The following is an 18,872-nucleotide window of genomic DNA, read 5'->3' on the forward strand; positions in this document are numbered from 1 at the left end:
CGTGGCGCTGGTGGCGCTGGAGCTCGCCGGGCGGGCGGTGCTGGTGGCCGGCGGCGGCCCCGCGGCGGCCCGCGCGGCGGCCTCGCTGCTGGACCAGGACGCCGACGTGCGGGTGCTGGCCGAGGAGCTGTGCGAGGACCTGGCCGAGCTGGCCCGCACCGGCCGGGTCCGCTGGACGCCGCGCCCCGCCGTCGCCGCCGACCTCGACGACTGCTGGCTGGTGGTGGCCGCGACCGGCGGCTCGCTCACCGACCGGGCCCTGCTGGCGGCCGCCGCCGAGCGCCGCCGGCCGGCTCTCGCCGCGGCGGGTGACGAGCCGGGCGGGGGTGGGGCGCGCGAGGACGAGGCGGGCTGGGGTCTGGGCAGCGCCCGGCTGCTGCCCCTGGAGGAGCCGTCCACGCCCTCCCCCGCCCGGTCCCGCACCGGGCCGGCCGGACGGGTCGTGCTGGTCGGGGGCGGACCGGGCGCGGAGGACCTCATCACCGTCCGGGGTCAGCGGTGGCTGGCCCGCGCCGACGTGGTGGTCGCCGACCGGCTCGGACCGACCGGGCTGCTGGACCGGCTGCCCGCCCGGGTGGAGGTGGTCGACGTCGGCAAGACGCCGGGCCGGCACCAGGTCAGCCAGGACGAGATCAACCAGGTGCTCCTGGACCGGGCGAGGGCGGGGCTGACGGTGGTCCGGCTCAAGGGCGGGGACCCGTTCCTGTTCGGCCGCGGCGGCGAGGAGTGGCTGGCCTGCGTCCGGGCGGGGGTGGCGGTCGAGGTGGTGCCGGGGGTCAGCAGCGCGCTGTCGGTGCCCGCCCTCGCCGGGGTGCCGGTCACCCACCGCGGCACCAGCACCGGGGTGCTCGTGGAGCACGGCCACACCGAGCTGACCGGTGCCGCCGTGCGGGCCGTGGTCACCGGCGAGGCCACCCTGGTGGTGCTGATGGGGGTGGCCAACCTGTCCCGCCACGTGGCCACGCTGCTGGCCGCGGGAGCCGACCCCCGGACGCCGGCCGCGCTGGTCTCCGACGGCAGCACGCCGCGGCAGCGGTCGGTCACCGCGCCGCTCGGCCGGCTGGTGGCCGAGGTGGAGTCCGCGGGGCTGGGAGCTCCGGCCGTGGTGGTCGTGGGTGCGGTGGTCGACGCCCTCGCCCCCGCGGCGCCGGCCGGCGACGGCAGCGGTCCGGGAGAGAATGGGGCATGAGCTCTGCGCTGAACCAGGTGATGGCCGGGTGCGTCGTGCTGGTCACCGCCGACCGCCGCTCCGGCGAGCTGGCCGCGGCGCTGACCCGCCGCGGCGCCAGCGTCCGGCACGCGCCCGCGCTGAGCATCGTCCCCCACCAGGAGGACGAGCAGCTGCTGGCCGACACGCGGGCCCTGCTGGCCGACCCGCCCGACGTGCTGGTGGTGACCACCGGGATCGGGCTCCGCGGCTGGATCGAGGCCGCCGACGTGGCCGGGCTGGCCGACCAGCTGGTGGCCACCCTGGCCCGTACGCGGATCGTGGCCCGCGGACCGAAGGCCCGGGGGGCGATCCAGGCGGCCGGGCTGCAGGCGGACTGGGTGGCGGAGTCCGAGACGTCGGCCGAGATCCTGGAGCTGCTGCTGGACGAGGGCGTCACCGGGTGCAAGATCGCCGTCCAGCACCACGGAGCCGGTGCCGACGGGCTGGACACCGAGCTGGCCGCGGCGGGCGCCGAGGTCCGCAGCCTGGTGGTCTACCGGTGGGGGCCGCCGCCGGACCCGGCCAGGGTCGGCGAGTCGGTGCTGGCCGCGGCCCGCGGGGAGGTCGACGCGGTGGTGTTCACCTCGGCCCCGGGGGCGGCGGCCTGGCTGTCGGCGGCCGAGCAGGCCGGGGCGCTGCCGGCGGTGGTGGAGCGCTGCGCCGCCGGCGGTCTGGTCGCCGCCGCGGTGGGGCCGGTCACCGCCCGCCCGCTCCGCGACGCCGGCATCACCCCGCTGGTCCCCGAGCGCGGCCGGCTGGGTGCGCTGGTGCGCACCCTGGTGCACCACTTCGAGCAGGCGGCCACCACGGCGGTCGCCACCCGGGCGGGTGCGTTGCAGGTGCGGCGCACGGTGGCCCTGCTGGACGGCCACGTGCTGCCGGTGTCCCCCAGCGGGCTGGCGGTGCTGCGGGCGCTGGCCGACGCCCGCGGCGGCGTGGTGTCCCGCGACGAGCTGCTGCAGGTGCTGCCCGGGGACTCCAGCGACCCCCACACCGCCGAGGTCGCCGTCGCCCGGGTCCGTGAGGCCGTCGGCCGCGACCTGATCCAGACGGTGGTCAAGCGCGGCTACCGGCTGGCCACCGCCTGAGCAGCCGGGCGGCCGGCTCTCAGCCCTCGACCACCTCGCCGGTGGCGGTGTTGATGCCCTCCGGACGCGGCGCCTCGGACAGCGTGCTGGCGATGCTGTGCGCCAGCCGCGGCCCGATCCCCGGCACCTGGGCGATCTCCTCCGGGGTGGCCTGCCGCAGCTTCTTGATCGAGCCGAAGTGCCCGACCAGCGCCTTGCGGCGGATCTCGCCCAGCCCGGGCACCTGGTCCAGGGCCGACTCCACCATCGTCCTGCTGCGCCGCCCCCGGTGGTGGGTGATGGCGAAGCGGTGCGCCTCGTCGCGGATCCGCTGCAGCAGGTAGAGGCCCTCGCTGGTGCGGGGCAGGATCACCGGGTACTCCTCCCCCGGCACCCAGACCTCCTCCAGCCGCTTGGCCAGCCCGCACAGCGCGACGTCGGTCACCCCCAGCTCCGCCAGCGCCTGCTCGGCGGCGGCGACCTGCGGCGGGCCGCCGTCGACCACCACGAGCGCCGGGGTGTAGGCGAACTTGCGGGGCGCGCCGGTGGTGGGGTCCACCAGCAGCGGGCCGTCGGGGTCGTCGGGGTTGGTGAGCTCGCGGCGCTCCTCGAGCAGCCGGCGGAACCGCCGGGTGATCACCTCGTGCATCGAGGCCACGTCGTTCTGCCCGTCGACGCCGCGGATCACGAAACGGCGGTACTCCCCCTTGCGCGGCAGCCCGTCCTCGAAGACCACCATCGAGGCGACCACCTCGGTCCCCTGCAGGTTCGAGACGTCGTAGCACTCGATCCGCAGCGGCACCTCGGGCAGGTCGAGGGCCTCCTGGATCTCCTCCAGCGCCCGGTTGCGGGTGGACAGGTCGCTGGCCCGCTTGGTCTTGTGCCGCACCAGGGCCTCGGCGGCGTTCTTGGCCACCGTCTCCATCAGGGTGCGCTTGTCGCCGCGCTGCGGCACCCGCACCGAGACGTTGGAGCCGCGGAGCTGGGTCAGCCACTCGGTGACGGTGGGGTCGCTGGGCAGCTCGGGGACGAGCACCTCCCGCGGCACCGGGGAGGACCCGGTCTCGGCCGTGCGGGCCTCGTCGTCGGCGTAGAGCTGCACCAGGAAGGCCTGGATCAGCTCCGGCGTGGTGCTGTCGTCGCTGCGGTCGGCCACCCAGCCCCGCTCGCCGCGGACCCGGCCGCCGCGGACGTGGAAGACCTGCACGGCGACCTCCAGCGGGTCCTCGGCCAGCGCGATGACGTCGGCGTCGGTGCCGTCGGCGAGCACGATGGCGTTCTTCTCCATCGCCCGCCGCAACGCCCCGATGTCGTCGCGCAGCCGTGCCGCCCGCTCGTACTCCATGCCGGCCGCGGCCTGCTTCATCTCGCGCTCCAGGCGGCGCAGCAGGGGCCCGGACTGGCCGCCGACGAAGCTGCAGAAGTCGTCGACGATGGCCCGGTGCTGCTCGGCGTCCACCCGGCCCACGCAGGGCGCGGAGCACTTGTCGATGTAGCCCAGCAGGCAGGGCCGCCCGGTCTGCGCCGCGTTGCGGAACACGCCCTTGGTGCAGGAGCGCATCGGGAACACCCGCAGCAGCAGGTCGACGGTCTCGCGGATCGCCCAGGCGTGGGAGTACGGCCCGTAGTAGCGGGTGCCCTTGCGCTTGGGGCCGCGGCCCACGAACACCCGCGGGAACTCCTCCGACCAGGTCACGGCCAGCCACGGGTAGGACTTGTCGTCGCGGTACTTGACGTTGAACCGCGGGTCGAACTCCTTGATCCAGGCGAACTCCAGCTGCAGCGCCTCGACCTCGGTCTGCACCACCGTCCAGTCGACCCGTGCCGCCGTGCGCACCATCGTCTGGGTGCGCTGGTGCAGGGACGCGGGGTCGGCGAAGTAGGAGTTCAGCCGCTGCCGCAGGCTCTTGGCCTTGCCGACGTAGATCACCCGTCCCTGGGCGTCGCTGAACCGGTAGACCCCCGGGTTCAGCGGGATCGACCCGGGCGCGGGGCGGTAGGAGGAAGGATCTGCCACCCGCCCACCTTAGGTCCCGGCGGCGACACCCTCCGGCGCCGCCGTCGGCGACCACACCACCGGCTCCGAGGCACGCAGCCGCAGCACCTCCGGGGCGGCCCCGGGCGCCAGCACCACGACCTCCTGGTCCCGCCCGGGGTGGAGACGCAGCTGCTCCACGGCCCCGTCCCGCCAGCTGAGGTCGACGACCAGCCCGCCGCGGGCGCGCAGCCCCCGCACCGACCCGGACGACCACTGCGGCGGCAGGCAGGGCAGCAGGTCCAGCACCGGGCGGCCGGAGTCGACCTCGTGCGACTGCAGCAGCATCTCCAGCACCCCGGCGGCCACCCCGAAGTTGCCGTCGATCTGGAAGGGCGGGTGGGCGCAGAGCAGGTTGCGGTAGACCCCGCCCGGCACGTGCACCCGGCCCCGGCGGTCGTCGGCGGGGTCGTCGACCAGGTTGAAGTAGTGGCCCAGGCTGGCCACCGCGCCGTCGACGTTGCCCAGCCGGGCGTGCAGCGCCACCCGCCAGGCGATCGACCAGCCGGTGGAGTGGCTGCCGCGCAGCCGCAGCGTCTCGGCCACGGCCTCGAACCGGGCGAGGTGCGCCGGGTCGTGGCGGTGCAGCGCGTCCCCGGGGTGCAGGTCGAACAGGTGCGACTGGTGCCGGTGGGTGGGCTCGGCCTCGGGCAGGTCCAGGTGCCACTCGGGGTAGCTGCCGCGGGCGGTCGGCTCCGGCAGCGGCAGCTGCGCCAACGCGGCCTCCACCTGGCTGCGGCGCTCCGGGTCCGCCGCGCGCCGGCCGCCGGCGGCGCCCTCGGTCTCCAGCAGCTCGGCGCACCGCAGCCAGGTGCGCAGCAGGTCGCGGGCCAGCGCCAGGTCCATGGTCGAGGAGACGGTGACCGCCGCCGTGCCCGAGCCGGTGCGGAAGCGGTTCTCCGGCGAGGTGGAGGGGGCGGTGCCCAGCGTGCCGTCCGGCAGGGTGACCAGCCAGGACAGCACGAACTCCACCGCCCCGTCGACCAGCGGCCAGCCGCGGTCGAGCAGCACCTCGGTGTCCCCGGTGAAGCGGTGGTGCTCGGCCAGGTGCTGCAGCAGCCACGGGGCGGCCATCGGCCAGGCCGCCCAGCAGGGGTCGGCGGCGCCGTCGCCCACGGGCAGCGAGTAGCCCCACACGTCGGCGTTGTGGTGCGCGGCCCAGCCGGGACGGTCGTAGACCCGCCGCGCGGTGTCGCGGCCGGTCCGGGCGATGTCCTCGACCAGCCCGTACAGCGGCTCGGCGCAGTCGAGCAGGTTGCCCGGCGCCGCCAGCCAGTAGTTCATCTCGGTGTTGATGTTCACCGTGTAGTTGCTGCTCCACGGCGGCTGCAGCAGCCGGTTCCAGATCCCCTGCAGGTTGGTCGCCCGCGACCCCGGGCGGGAGGCCGCGATCATCAGGTAGCGGCCGTACTGGGTGGCCAGCGCCACCAGGGCGGGGCTGACGTCCCCGCGGCTGGCCCGCGCCAGCAGCTCGTCGGTGTCTCCGTCCACGGCGTCGGTGCCGTCACCGAGCACCAGCTCGAAGCGGTCGAACAGCGCCCGGTGGTCCGCCTCGTGCTCGGCGCGCAGCTCGGCCACGTCGCGGTCGGCCTGGGTCCGGGCGCGTGCGACGGCGTCGGCCAGCAGCTGCTCGACCCGCCCGTGCGGGGGCGTCACGGCGTCCACGAAGTCGGTGCTGGTGGTGGCGACCAGGGTGAGGTGGGTGGCCCCGGTGACGGCCAGCTCGACGGGCCCCACCGCCTCCGCCCCCGCCGGCACGGCGACGGTCCCGTCGGTGACCACCCGGACGGCGACCGCGGCGGTGACCGCCCGGCCCGGGGTGAGGTCGAAGCGCAGCGGCTCCTCGCTCTTGTCGTGGCTGGGGTAGGCGTCGGTGGGCATCCGGCTGACCAGGGTCAGCAGCCCCTCCGCCGCGGCGTCGGCGCGGCAGTGCCCGAACTCGGCGTGGGCGGCGGTGAGCCGGACGCGGACGTCGGTGGGCCGCTGCCAGCGGTGCTCGCCCACCACGGCCCCCGCCGGGGCGCTGACGAAGCCCGCCACCTGCCCCTCCCCCGCAGGTCCGTCGGTGGCCCAGGCCGCCACCCCGGTGGACAGGTCCAGCCGGCGGTGCAGCAGGCGGGTCCCCGGGTCGGTGACCACGGTCAGCGCGGCCAGCGGCTGGTAGGACTGGCTGTGGCCGTACTGCACCTTGCGGATCTCCCGCTCGGCGGTGTCGACGTCGCCGTCGAAGAGGGCCCGGCGGACCCGCTCCACCACCTGCGGCGAGGGTTCGTCGGAGGCCGGCTGGCCGGCGGTGCTGCCCGGCCAGCCCGACCAGCAGGTGTCGTCGTTGAGGTCCCAGCGCGTCTCGGCGGCCTCGCCGTGGACCATCACCCCGATCCGGCCGTTGCCCAGCGGGTAGCCCTCGTTCCAGGTCAGCGCGGGGGTGCGGGCGGTCAGGGCGGGTCGGGGTGCGGTCACGGTGCGGCTCCTCGTGCGGGTCGAGCTGGCGGGATGAGCTGGCGGGTCTGGCTGAGGGGGTTCGAGCTGGCGGGTCCGGGGTGGTCAGCGGGTCAGGTACTGGTCGTAGGCAGCCTGCTGCAGCTCCAGGTATCGTCCCAGCTGCAGGCCCTCGAAGCCCTGGACGTAGGCGTCCCAGTCGGCGTCGAGGTCCTTGGAGCCGGTGATGAAGGCCAGCGAGTTCTGGGTGACGTAGTTCTCGATGTTGGTCTGCAGCTGCGCCATCTCGGTGGCGTCGGCCGGGTCGACCCAGATGCCCCAGGACGGGAACACCTGGGCCTTGTCCTCCTTGCCGGCGTAGAGCTGGGTGGCCTCGAACAGCCGGCGCTCGTAGCCGGCCGGGTCGTAGATGTCCTCGGGCACCACCATCGCGTTGCGGTAGGCCAGGGTGTTGTTGTACTGGGCCAGCGCCTCCCACTTGGAGTTGCGAGGGGTCCCCTCGTCCTCGGCCGGCAGCACCTTGTACAGCGGCTCGACCGCCGGGTCGAGGGCGATGTCGCCCTCCTCCGGGTCGGTCCAGTCCACGCCCTTCTCGCCGTGGATGCCCTCGGTCTGGCCCTGGGTCGTGTAGATGTAGTCGAGCATCTTGATCGCGGCCACCTGGTCGTTGGCCGAGGCCTTGTTGGTCAGCACGAACGTCGCCCCGGGCACGGAGGGGAAGTTGTAGGCCGCGTAGGCCGCCCCCGTCGGACCGGTCAGCGGCGGCACCGGGTCGTAGTCCTTGTCACGGCCGTCCTCCTGGCCGAGCGTGACCGCGATGGCCGGGTGCAGCACGGTGGCGCTTCCCAGGATCACCGCCTCGGAGTTGTCGCCGATCTGCTGCAGCGCGTCGGGGTTCTGGGTGAACGCGCCCGGGTCGATGAGGTCCTCGTCCCACAGCGACTTGATGTAGCGCAGGCCCTCGCGCCAGCCCTCCTTGTTGGCCTGCAGGTCCACCCGGCCCTGGTTCAGCACCAGGGTGGAGCGGTTGTTGCCGCTGGTGCCCTGCGGGTCGTAGATGAAGGAGTTCATGAAGTACGGGATGAGGTCGTCGCGGACGCTGGCGCTCAGCGGCACCTCGTCGGCCTCGCCGTTGCCGTTGGGGTCGCGGGTCTTGAACGCCCGCAGCACCTCGCGCATCTCCTCGGTGGTGGTGGGCTGGTCCAGGCCGAGCTCCTCGAGCCACTCCGAGTTCATCCACAGCTTGGCCTGGTAGCTGCAGTGGTAGCACTCCACCAGCTGCGGCAGGCCGTAGATGTTGCCGTCGGGCGCGGTGGACATGGCCCGCAGGTCGGCGCTGGAGTCCAGCGCGGCCTGGATGTTCGGCGCGTGCTCGCGGATCAGGTCGTTGAGCGGCAGCGCCACCCCCTGCTGCCCGAGCCTCATCACGTCGGCCGGGCGGAACTGGTCCACCCAGGGGATCAGCAGGAACAGGTCCGGGTAGTCGCCGCTGGCCAGCGCGATGTTGCGCTTCTCCGCGGCCGGGACGCCGTCCCAGGTGGTGGTCTGCCAGCTGAACTCGATGTCGAACTGCTCGCTGAGCTGCTGGGTGAACACGTTGGTGGCGAGGTCCTGCTCGGGACCCTGCGGGGCGAAGACGCTGAGCTGGGCGGGTCCGCCCACGCTCTCCTCCTCGGTGGGCTCGCCGGAGCCGGAGCAGGCGGCGGCGGCGAGGACCACGGTGGCGGCGACGGTGAGCGCCCCGCCCCGGCGGGCGGCCGTCCGCAGGCGGCCTCGGTCGTTGGTCATGGCTGGGTTCCTCTCGGGAGGTGGGACGGCTGGGACGGGAGGGGGACGGTCAGCCCTTGACGGCGCCGATCATCACGCCCTTGGTGAAGTGCCGGGCGACGAAGGGGTAGATCAGCAGCACCGGGATGCTGGCGACCACGATCAGGGAGTACTTGAGCAGCTCGGCCATCTGCTCCCGCTGCATCTGCAGGGCGACGTCCACCACGCCCCCGCCGGCGCTGGAGTTGAGGATCAGGATGTTGCGGAGCACGAGCTGCAACGGGTAGAGGTCGGGGTCCTTGAGGTAGATGAGCGCGTCGAAGTAGGAGTTCCACTGGGTGATGGCGTACATCAGCGCCACCACGGCGATCATCGGCTTGGACAGCGGCAGCACGACCGACCACAGGAAGCGCAGGTCGCTGCTGCCGTCGAGCTCGGCCGCCTCGGCCAGCTCGTCGGGGATGGCGGAGCGGAAGTAGGTGCGGGCGATGATGACCTGCCAGACCGCGATGGCCTGCGGCAGCAGCAGCGCCCACCGGGTGTTGAGCATCCCCAGCTCCTGCACCACCAGGTAGGTGGGGATCAGGCCGCCGGTGAAGAGCATGGTCACCAGCACCAGCGCCATGATCAGGTTGCTGCCCACCAGGCCCCTGCGCGACAGCGGGTAGGCGATCGCGACGGTCAGGGTGGTGCTGATGAACGTGCCTGCGACGGCGTAGATGAGCGAGTTGACGTAGCCGGTGAGGATCTCGGGGTTGGTCAGCACCACCTCGTAGCCCTGCAGGGTGAAGTCGACCGGCCACAGGAAGACCCGTCCGGAGGACACGGCCGCCGGGCTGGAGAAGGAGCTGGCCACGATGTAGACCAGCGGCAGCAGCACGGCGAGCACGAAGACGCCGAGCAGCAGGTAGACGGCCACCAGGAAGACCCGGTCGACGGAGGACTCGCGGATGCGGGTGGCGGGGCGGTCGGGCAGGACGCGGCGGCGGCGGGACAGCGCGGTGGTGGTCATCGTCGCCTCACCACAGCCCGCTGCCGCTGATGCGCTTGCACACCCAGTTCACGACGAGCAGCAGGAACAGGTTGACCACCGAGTTCAGCAGCCCGACGGCCGTGGCCAGCCCGAAGTCCGCGTTGAGCAGACCGGTCTTGTAGACGTAGGTGGCGATGATCTCGGACTGGGCCAGGTTGAGCGGGTTCTGCAGCAGGTAGGCCTTCTCGAACCCGATGGCCATGATGTTGCCGACGCTGAGGATGAGGATGATCGTCGCGGTCGGCATGATGCCGGGGATGTCGACGTGCCAGATCCGCCGCAGCCGGGAGGCGCCGTCCACCTTGGCGGACTCGTACAGGGCCGGGTCCACCGCCGACAGGGCCGCCATGTAGATCACCGCGGAGTACCCGGTGGTCTGCCAGACATCCGACCACACGTACACGTGCCGGAAGTAGTCCGGGTTGCCGAGCAGGTCCGGTGCCGCGATCCCGAAGAGCCCGAAGGTCTTGGTCACGATGCCCAGCCGGGGCGCCATCATCAGGATCAGCATCGAGACGACGACCACGGTGGAGATGAAGTAGGGCGCGTAGGTGATCATCTGCACGCTCTTGCGGAACAGCCGGTGCCGCACCTCGTTGAGCATCAGGGCGAGCAGGATGGGCAGCGGGAAGCCGGCCAGCACGGTGTAGCCCGAGAGCAGCAGGGTGTTCTTCACCAGCGTCCAGAACACCGGGTTGCGGAACAGCCGCTCGAAGTTGGCCATGCCCACCCACGGGCTGTCCCACACGCCCCGGACCACGCTGTAGCTCTTGAAGGCCACCACCGTGTTGGTCATCGGGACGTACTTGAAGATGACGAAGTAGGCCAGCGGGACGACCATCAGCAGGTACAGCTGCCAGTGCCGTCGCAGGCTGCGGCGCAACCGGTGGGAGAACCCGCTGGGGCGCGGGAGCTGGACGGGCGCGGCCGCGACCCCGGCTGCTCCCTCGGGTGGTGCCTGCACCGCCGTCATCGGCGTCCTCCTGCAGCGACGTTGGTCAGGAAGGGCTTCGCTCACACGAAGATTGATCGGATGACATCACAGCCCGAGGGGGTTCTGCAAGGGGTCGTCCGCGAACCCCCGCGCCCGACCCGCGGGGCGGTGGCGGGGACGCCTAGGATCGCCGGGGAGATCCCCGAGCCGAGGAGCGACGATGACCCACCCCGCCTTCGCGAGCAGCCGGCGCACCCTGCTGCGGGGCACCGGCGTGGCCGCGCTGGCCCTCGGCGGCGCCCTGTCGGGCTGCTCCGGGTCGCAGCGGCAGCCCTCCGCACCGGCCACGTCCCCGGCGGCGTCCGGCACGGCTGCGGCGGTGCAGCTGCCCGCGGCGGAGGTGCCGGTGGGGGGCGGGGTGGTGCTCGAGGACTCCGACTACGTGGTCACCCAGCCGCGGCCCGGGGAGTTCCGGGCCTTCTCGAAGGTGTGCACCCACCAGGGCTGCCCGGTGGGCGAGGTGGCCGAGGGGCAGATCGTGTGCTTCTGCCACGGCTCGGCCTTCTCGATCGAGGACGGGTCGGTGCTGCAGGGCCCGGCCGAGGAGCCGCTCGCGGGCGCGGCGGTGACCAGCTCGGGCGACCAGCTCTCCGTCGGCTGACCCCCGCCGCGGCCCTCAGGCCGCGGCGGTCTTCCCCCTGGCGGTCTTCTTGGCCGCCGTCTTGGCCGGCGTGCCCTTCTGCGTCGGCGTGGTCTTCTGCGTCGGCGTCGTCTTCTTCGCCGGGGCCTTGGCCGCGCCCTTCCCGGCCTGCTGCCCCGACCGGCGGGCGGCGGACTTCTTCGCCGCCGGGCCGGGAGCGGGCTGGGCCGCGGCCGACTCGACCTCGACCAGCGCCTCGCGCACCGGCACGGAGCGCCCGTGCAGGATCTCCTTGAGGAAGGCCCCGGTGTGCGAGCCCTCGTGGGCGGCCACCTGCTCGGGGGTCCCCTCGACCACCACCTGGCCGCCGCGCGAACCGCCCTCGGGGCCCATGTCGATGAGCCAGTCGGCGGTCTTGATGACGTCGAGGTTGTGCTCGATGACGATCACCGAGTTGCCCGCGTCGACCAGCTTGCCCAGCACGCCCAGCAGCCGGCGGATGTCCTCGAAGTGCAGACCGGTGGTCGGCTCGTCGAGCACGTAGAGCGTGCGGCCGGTCGAGCGGCGCTGCAGCTCGCTGGCCAGCTTGACCCGCTGCGCCTCCCCGCCCGACAGGGTGGGTGCGGGCTGGCCCAGCCGGACGTAGCCCAGGCCGACGTCGACCAGGGTGCGCAGGTGGCGGGCGATCGACTGGATCGGGGCGAAGAACTCCAGGGCCTCCTCGATCGGCATGTCGAGGACCTCGGCGATCGTCCTGCCCTTGTAGTGGACCTCCAGCGTCTCCCGGTTGTACCGGGCCCCGTGGCACACCTCGCAGGGCACGTACACGTCGGGCAGGAAGTTCATCTCGATCTTGATGGTGCCGTCGCCGGCGCAGTTCTCGCAGCGCCCGCCCTTGATGTTGAAGGAGAACCGGCCCTGCTGGTAGCCGCGGACCTTCGCCTCGGGGGTGTCGGCGAAGAGCTTGCGGATGTTGTCGAAGACACCGGTGTAGGTGGCCGGGTTCGAGCGCGGGGTGCGGCCGATCGGCGACTGGTCGACGTGGATGATCTTGTCGATGTGCTCGGCCCCGGTGATCGCCCGGTGCCGCCCCGGGACGTCCTTGGCGTTGTAGATCCGCTTGGCCAGCGCGGTGTACAGGATCGAGTTCACCAGCGTGGACTTGCCCGACCCCGAGACGCCGGTGACGGTGACGAGCTGGCCCAGCGGGAAGGACACGGTGACGTCGCGCAGGTTGTTCTCGCTGGCCTGGTGGACGGTGATCTCGCGGCCGGGGGTGCGGGGGCGGCGCTCGGCGGGCAGCGCGATCTCGCGGCGGCCGGACAGGTAGGCCCCGGTCAGCGACTCCTCGCTGGCGTAGAGCTCCTCGACGGTGCCCGAGACCACCACCTGGCCGCCGTGCTCGCCGGCGCCGGGACCGATGTCGACCGCCCAGTCCGAGGCCCGGATGGTGTCCTCGTCGTGCTCGACGACGATGAGGGTGTTGCCCAGGTCGCGGAGCCGGATCAGGGTGTCGATGAGCCGGCGGTTGTCGCGCTGGTGCAGCCCGATGCTCGGCTCGTCGAGCACGTACAGCACGCCGACCAGCCCGGAGCCGATCTGCGTCGCCAGCCGGATCCGCTGCGCCTCGCCGCCGGAGAGGCTGCCCGCCGGGCGGGACAGCGACAGGTAGTCCAGGCCGACGTCCAGCAGGAAGCGGAGGCGCTCGTTGATCTCCTTCAGCACCCGCTCGGCGATCTGGCGCTCCCGCGGGGAGAGCTCCAGCGAGGCCAGGAAGGCGGCCGCCTGGTCGATCGACATGTCGGCCACCTCGGCGATGTTCTTGCCGCCCACGGTGACCGCCAGCGAGGACGGCTTGAGCCGCGCCCCCCGGCAGGCCCGGCACGGCACCTCGCGCATGTAGCCGGCGAAGCGCTCGCGCGAGGCGTCGGTCTCGGCCTCGGCGTGGCGGCGCTGCACGTAGGGGATGACGCCCTCGAAGTTGGCGCTGTAGCGACGCTCGCGGCCGTAGCGGTTGCGGTAGCTGACCAGCACCTGCTCGCCCTTGCCGAGCAGCAGCAGCTGCACGGCCGAGGCGGGCAGCTCGCGCCACGGGGTGGAGGTGTCGAAGCCCTCGGTGGCGGCGAGGGACTGGATGAGCCGGTGGAAGTAGTCGGCGACGTGGGCGCCCTGCCACGGCGCGATCGCCCCCTCCTCGATGCTCAGCTCGTCGTTGGGGACCACCAGCTCGGGGTCGACCTCCATCCGGGTGCCGATGCCGGAGCACTCCGGGCAGGCGCCCCAGGGGGCGTTGAAGGAGAACTGGCGCGGCTCGAGCTCGTCGATGTTGATGTCGTGCTCGTTGGGGCAGGCCATCTTCTCGGAGTAGCGGCGCTCGCGCTCGGGGTCGTCGGCGGGCAGGTCGACGAAGTCGACCGTGACCACCCCGGCGGCCAGCCCGAGCGCGGTCTCGACCGAGTCGGTCAGCCGCTGCTTGGCGCTGGGCTTGACCGCCAGCCGGTCGACGATGACGTCCACCGAGTGCTTCTGCTGCTTGTTCAGCGTGGGCGGGGTGGACAGCTGGTGCACCTCGCCGTCCACCCGGACCCGGGAGAAGCCCTGGGTGGCCAGCTGGCGGAAGAGGTCGACGTGCTCGCCCTTGCGGCCGCGGACCACGGGGGCCAGCACCTGGAACCGGGTGCCCTCGGGCAGGGCCATCAGCCGGTCGACGATCTGCTGCGGGGACTGCCGGGCGATCGGCTCGCCGCAGACCGGGCAGTGCGGGCGCCCGGCCCGGGCGTAGAGCAGCCGCAGGTAGTCGTAGACCTCGGTGATGGTGCCGACGGTGGACCGCGGGTTCCGGCTGGTGGACTTCTGGTCGATGGAGACCGCGGGCGAGAGCCCCTCGATGAAGTCGACGTCGGGCTTGTCCATCTGCCCCAGGAACTGGCGGGCGTAGGCCGACAGCGACTCGACGTAGCGGCGCTGGCCCTCGGCGAAGATGGTGTCGAAGGCGAGGCTGGACTTGCCCGACCCGGAGAGCCCGGTGAACACGATCATCGCGTCCCGGGGCAGGTCCAGGGACACGTTGCGCAGGTTGTGCTCGCGGGCACCGCGGACGACGAGACGGTCACTGGGGACGAGGCGGTCACTCACTCGAACCATGCTATGCGGCCCCTCCGACAGTTCCGTGCCCCGGCCGGGACCGCCGCCGGGACGGGCCGGTCTACATTGACCCCGTCCGGCTGCGACACCCTCCGACGGAAGGACCCCGATGAGCGAGCAGGAGCCCCTCAACCACGTGGAGCCCGGCGGCCCGCCGCTGCGGCTGGTGCTCACCGAGGGGGTGGAGCTGGTGAAGGTGTCGGTGGGACCGATGGACAACAACGCCTACCTGGTCACCGTGGCCGGGGAGACGGTGCTGATCGACGCCGCCGCGGAGCCCGACCGGCTGCTGGAGACGATCGGCGACCGCCGGGTCACCACGGTCGTCACGACGCACCGCCACGCGGACCACCTGGGCGCGCTGGCCGAGGTGGCGGCTGCCACCGGCGCACGGCTGGTCTGCGGCGCGGAGGACGCGCTGGCCGTCGAGTCCGCCACCGGGACCTCGCAGCAGCCGCTGCGCGACGGCGGCGTGGTGCCGCTGGGCCGGGGGCTGCTGGACGTCCTCACGGTGCCCGGGCACACCCCCGGCTCGGTGGTGCTGGGGCTCCGCTACCAGGACGGGCCAGACCACCTCTTCACCGGCGACAGCCTCTTCCCGGGCGGCCCCGGCCGCACCGAGAGCCCGGAGGACTTCCGGGAGCTGATGGACCACCTGGAGCACAAGGTCTTCCGCCACTTCACCGACGACACGGTGGTGCACCCAGGCCACGGCGACGACACCACCATCGGCCGGGAGCGGCCGCACCTGCAGGAGTGGCGGCAGCGGGGCTGGTGACCCCGCCGCCGCACGCGGGTCGGCTCAGTTGCGCCGCGGACGCTCGCCCTGCCGCTCGTCCTCCAGCGTGGCCGGGGGCTCGAGCACGTCCTGCTCGGTGATCGTGGTGCCGTCGGTGTCGCCCTCGGGCTGCAGCGAGGACTGCCCGTCGGCGGTGCTGCGGTCGTAGCGGGACTTCAGCAGGCTGGCCACGGTGGTGACGACCAGCACGCCGACGATGACGGCCAGCGACAGCCAGATCGGGACCTCGCCCTCGGCCGGCAGGGTGATCACCCAGTCGTAGACCGCGCCCATGGCGGGCCCGACCACCGGGGCCTCGGCGTACTGCCCGGACTCGTGCATGGCGTGCAGCACCAGCTTCACGCCGATGAAGGCCAGGATGATCGACAGCCCCAGCGACAGGTAGACCAGCCGCTTGAGCAGGCCGCCGATCAGGAAGTACAGCTGGCGCAGACCCATCAGCGCGAAGACGTTGGCGGTGAAGACCAGGTACGGCTCCTGGGTCAGGCCGTAGATCGCGGGGATCGAGTCGAGGGCGAACAGCAGGTCGGTGCTGCCCAGGGCCAGGATGACCAGGGCCATCGAGGTCAGCACCCGGCGGCCGCCGGCGTGGGTGACCAGCTTGGTGCCGTGGTACTCGTCGACGAAGGGCAGCCGCTTGCGGGCGAAGCGCAGCAGGGCGTTGTCGACGTCCTCCTCGTCGTCGTGCTTGCTGTAGTCGATGACCAGCTTGACGGCGGTGTAGATCAGGAAGGCGCCGAAGAGGTAGAAGATCCAGGACACCCGCTCGATGGCCACCGCACCCACGGCGATGAAGATCGCGCGGAAGACGAGGGCCAGCACGATGCCGACCATCAGCGCGAACTGCTGCAGGTGCCGGGGCACCTTCAGCGAGGCCATGATGATGATGAAGATGAACAGGTTGTCCAGCGACAGGCTGTACTCGGTGAGCCAGCCGGCGAAGAACTCGGCGCCGTACTGGTGCCCGGAGACCACCCAGACCCCGATGCCGAAGGCCACGGCCAGCGCCACGTAGATGCTGACGAAGAGCCCGGCCTCCTTCATGGACGGCTCGTGGGGGCGCCGTCCGATGACGAGGATGTCGATCGCCAGCACGGCGACCAGGACCACCGCGGTGATGACCCAGGTGTAGAGGTGCACGTTCATGCAGGAATTGCCTTCCGGGTGGAGGTCGAGGTGCCTCGGAGGTCTCTTCCACCGGGCCACCTGCGTGGCGCCGGTCCACGGCGCCGGGGGCCCCGACGCGCGGGAGCTGACCGTGGTGACGACGCCGAGGCCGAGGAATACTCCCCTCCTACCCCCAAACTACAGCAGCGCTCCCCCCGGGCGCGCATCGCGGGCGGGCCCGGACGACACGCATCGCGGGGCTCCCCGGCGCGGCGGCCGGGCCCTACCCTGGTCCGCGGAGACGGGAGGACCATGAGCACCAGCACCGAGGCGGGCACCACGAGGCACCCCGCCGACCGCCACGACCTGATCCGGGTGCACGGCGCCCGCGAGAACAACCTGGCTGACGTCAGCATCGAGCTGCCGAAGCGCCGGCTGACCGTGTTCACCGGGGTGTCCGGGTCGGGCAAGAGCTCGCTGGTGTTCGGGACCATCGCCGCGGAGTCCCAGCGGCTGATCAACGAGACCTACAGCGCCTTCGTGCAGGGCTTCATGCCGACGCTGGCCCGCCCCGACGTCGACCTGCTCGACGGGCTGACCACCGCCATCATCGTCGACCAGGAGCGGATGGGCGCCAACCCGCGCTCGACCGTGGGCACCGCCACCGACGCCAACGCCATGCTGCGCATCCTGTTCAGCCGGCTGGCGGAGCCGCGGATCGGCCCGCCCGCCGCCTACTCCTTCAACGTGCCCTCGGTCCACGCCAGCGGCGCCATCACCGTCGAGCGCGGCGGGAAGACCAAGGCCGAGAAGGCGACCTTCAACCGGCTCGGCGGCATGTGCCCGCGCTGCGAGGGCATGGGCTCGGTCACCGACATCGACCTGTCGGCGCTCTACGACGAGCAGCTGTCGCTGAACGAGGGCGCGCTCAAGGTCCCCGGCTACAGCATGGACGGCTGGTACGGCCGCATCTTCCGCGGCTGCGGCTACTTCGACCCCGACAAGCCGATCCGCGAGTACGGCGAGCGGGAGCTGCACGACCTGCTGCACCGGGAGCCGACCAAGATCAAGGTCGACGGGATCAACCTGACCTACTCGGGGCTGGTGCCCAGCATCCAGCGCTCCTTCCTGAGCAAGGACGTCGACTCGCTGCAGCCCCACATCCGCGCCTTCGTGGAGCGCGCGGTGACGTTCACCACCTGCCCCGACTGCGACGGCACCCGGCTGGGCCCCGAGGCCCGCTCCTCGACGATCGCCGGCAGGAGCATCGCCGACGTCTGCGCCCTGCAGATCAGCGACCTGGCCGAGTGGGTGCGCGGGCTGCACGAGCCCTCGGTGGCGCCGCTGCTCGCCGGCCTGCAGCACCTGCTGGACTCCTTCACCGCCATCGGTCTGGGCTACCTGAGCCTGGACCGGCCGGCGGGCACGCTCTCCGGCGGCGAGGCGCAGCGGACCAAGATGATCCGCCACCTGGGCTCCTCCCTCACCGACGTCACCTACGTCTTCGACGAGCCGACCATCGGACTGCACCCGCACGACATCCAGCGGATGAACGACCTGCTGCTGCGGCTGCGGGACAAGGGCAACACGGTGCTCGTGGTGGAGCACAAGCCCGAGACCATCGTGATCGCCGACCACGTCGTCGACCTCGGCCCGGGGGCCGGGCGCGCCGGCGGCACCATCTGCTACGAGGGCGACGTGGCCGGACTGCGGGCGAGCGGCACGCTCACCGGCCGCCACCTGGACGACCGGGCCCGGCTGAAGCCGGCGGTGCGGACGCCGACCGGGGCGCTGGCCGTTCGCGGAGCCAGCACCCACAACCTGCGTGACGTCGACGTCGACATCCCGCTGGGGGTGCTCTGCGTGGTGACGGGCGTGGCGGGCTCGGGCAAGAGCTCGCTGGTGCACGGCTCGGTGGCCGGCCGCGACGGCGTGGTGGTCGTCGACCAGTCGGCGATCAAGGGCTCCAGGCGGAGCAACCCCGCCACCTACACGGGGATGCTGGACCCCATCCGGAAGGCCTTCGCCAAGGCCAACGGGGTCAAGCCGGCGCTGTTCAGCCCGAACTCCGAGGGCGCCTGCCCCACCTGCCAGGGCGCCGGGGTGATCTACACCGACCTGGGCATGATGGCCGGGGTGGCCACCACCTGCGAGGACTGCGAGGGCAAGCGGTTCCAGCCGGCGGTGCTCGAGCACCGGCTGGGCGGGCGCGACATCAGCGAGGTGCTGGCGATGCCGGTCACCGAGGCGGAGGCCTTCTTCGGGGCCGGCGAGGCCCGGACCCCGGCGGCGCACGCCGTGCTGCACCGGCTCGTCGACGTCGGGCTGGGCTACCTCAGCCTGGGCCAGCCGCTCACCACCTTGTCGGGCGGCGAGCGGCAGCGGCTCAAGCTGGCCACCCGGATGGGTGAGCCGGGCGGGGTCTACGTGCTGGACGAGCCCACCACGGGTCTGCACCTGGCCGACGTCGAGCAGCTGCTCGGCCTGCTGGACCGGCTGGTCGACTCGGGCAAGTCCGTGCTGGTGGTGGAGCACCACCAGGCCGTGATGGCGCACGCCGACTGGATCATCGACCTCGGACCGGGCGCCGGGCACGACGGCGGCCGGATCGTGTTCGAGGGGACGCCCGCCGACCTCGTCGCCGCCCGCTCCACCCTCACCGGCGAGCACCTGGCGGCCTACGTCGGCGGCTGAGCC

At 72.7% G+C, this 18,872-nt stretch carries 12 protein-coding genes; 5 read left to right on the plus strand and 7 right to left on the minus strand.

Translation table 11 applies throughout. The annotated features are described in order from the left end of the window. Position 1: 1 nt before the first annotated feature. Both cobA and GC722_RS14620 read left to right on the plus strand, forming a co-directional pair. Positions 2-1,189 (plus strand): uroporphyrinogen-III C-methyltransferase, encoded by a 1,188-nt coding sequence (gene cobA / locus GC722_RS14615; protein ID WP_331714881.1) that lies wholly within the window; start codon positions 2-4, stop codon positions 1,187-1,189. Next, a complete protein-coding gene (locus GC722_RS14620) occupies positions 1,186-2,298 on the plus strand; it encodes a uroporphyrinogen-III synthase (RefSeq protein ID WP_231747886.1) in 1,113 nt (370 codons plus the stop codon). Before cobA ends, GC722_RS14620 begins: the two co-directional genes overlap by 4 nt. A 19-nt stretch (positions 2,299-2,317) precedes the next feature. Here the strand turns inward: GC722_RS14620 and uvrC are convergent, their stop codons facing one another. From uvrC to GC722_RS14645, 5 genes are all read right to left on the minus strand, one after another. Continuing rightward, the gene (uvrC, locus tag GC722_RS14625; RefSeq protein WP_331714882.1) at positions 2,318-4,294 is read right to left on the minus strand and encodes an excinuclease ABC subunit UvrC; all 1,977 of its coding nucleotides are present in this window, start codon (positions 4,292-4,294) and stop codon (positions 2,318-2,320) included. 9 nt (positions 4,295-4,303) lie between these two features. Beyond that, on the minus strand, positions 4,304-6,772 hold the full coding sequence (locus GC722_RS14630) for a glycosyl hydrolase family 95 catalytic domain-containing protein (protein ID WP_156611391.1): 2,469 nt from the start codon (positions 6,770-6,772) through the stop codon (positions 4,304-4,306). Positions 6,773-6,856: 84 nt separating this feature from the next. Further along, positions 6,857-8,539, minus strand: a complete 1,683-nt coding sequence (locus tag GC722_RS14635; RefSeq protein ID WP_156611393.1) for a type 2 periplasmic-binding domain-containing protein — start codon at positions 8,537-8,539, stop codon at positions 6,857-6,859. A gap of 49 nt (positions 8,540-8,588) precedes the next feature. Next, positions 8,589-9,530: a carbohydrate ABC transporter permease gene (locus GC722_RS14640; RefSeq protein WP_156611395.1), complete on the minus strand. Its 942-nt coding sequence runs from the start codon at positions 9,528-9,530 to the stop codon at positions 8,589-8,591. Between the two features lie 7 nt (positions 9,531-9,537). After that, a complete protein-coding gene (locus GC722_RS14645) occupies positions 9,538-10,524 on the minus strand; it encodes an ABC transporter permease (protein WP_156611397.1) in 987 nt (328 codons plus the stop codon). A gap of 181 nt (positions 10,525-10,705) precedes the next feature. Between GC722_RS14645 and GC722_RS14650 the strand changes: the two genes are divergently transcribed. Further along, the gene (locus GC722_RS14650; RefSeq protein ID WP_156611399.1) at positions 10,706-11,146 is read left to right on the plus strand and encodes a Rieske (2Fe-2S) protein; all 441 of its coding nucleotides are present in this window, start codon (positions 10,706-10,708) and stop codon (positions 11,144-11,146) included. A gap of 15 nt (positions 11,147-11,161) precedes the next feature. On the opposite strand, the gene uvrA is transcribed toward GC722_RS14650, so the two are convergent. Continuing rightward, positions 11,162-14,269, minus strand: a complete 3,108-nt coding sequence (gene uvrA, locus GC722_RS14655) for an excinuclease ABC subunit UvrA (RefSeq protein ID WP_156611402.1) — start codon at positions 14,267-14,269, stop codon at positions 11,162-11,164. Between the two features lie 109 nt (positions 14,270-14,378). Between uvrA and GC722_RS14660 the strand changes: the two genes are divergently transcribed. Then, positions 14,379-15,047 carry an MBL fold metallo-hydrolase gene (locus GC722_RS14660; protein ID WP_156611404.1) on the plus strand — a complete coding sequence of 223 codons (669 nt, stop codon included), beginning with the start codon at positions 14,379-14,381 and terminating at the stop codon, positions 15,045-15,047. Between the two features lie 24 nt (positions 15,048-15,071). On the opposite strand, the gene GC722_RS14665 is transcribed toward GC722_RS14660, so the two are convergent. After that, positions 15,072-16,214, minus strand: coding sequence for a TerC family protein (locus GC722_RS14665; protein ID WP_156611405.1), 1,143 nt, complete (start codon positions 16,212-16,214; stop codon positions 15,072-15,074). Between the two features lie 273 nt (positions 16,215-16,487). Here GC722_RS14665 and GC722_RS14670 point away from each other — a divergent pair, with 273 nt between their 5' ends. Continuing rightward, positions 16,488-18,869: an ATP-binding cassette domain-containing protein gene (locus tag GC722_RS14670; protein WP_156611406.1), complete on the plus strand. Its 2,382-nt coding sequence runs from the start codon at positions 16,488-16,490 to the stop codon at positions 18,867-18,869. The last annotated feature ends 3 nt before the right edge of the window (positions 18,870-18,872 follow it).

The organism is Auraticoccus cholistanensis, assembly GCF_009742705.1.
GTDB classification, from domain to species: domain Bacteria; phylum Actinomycetota; class Actinomycetes; order Propionibacteriales; family Propionibacteriaceae; genus Auraticoccus; species Auraticoccus cholistanensis.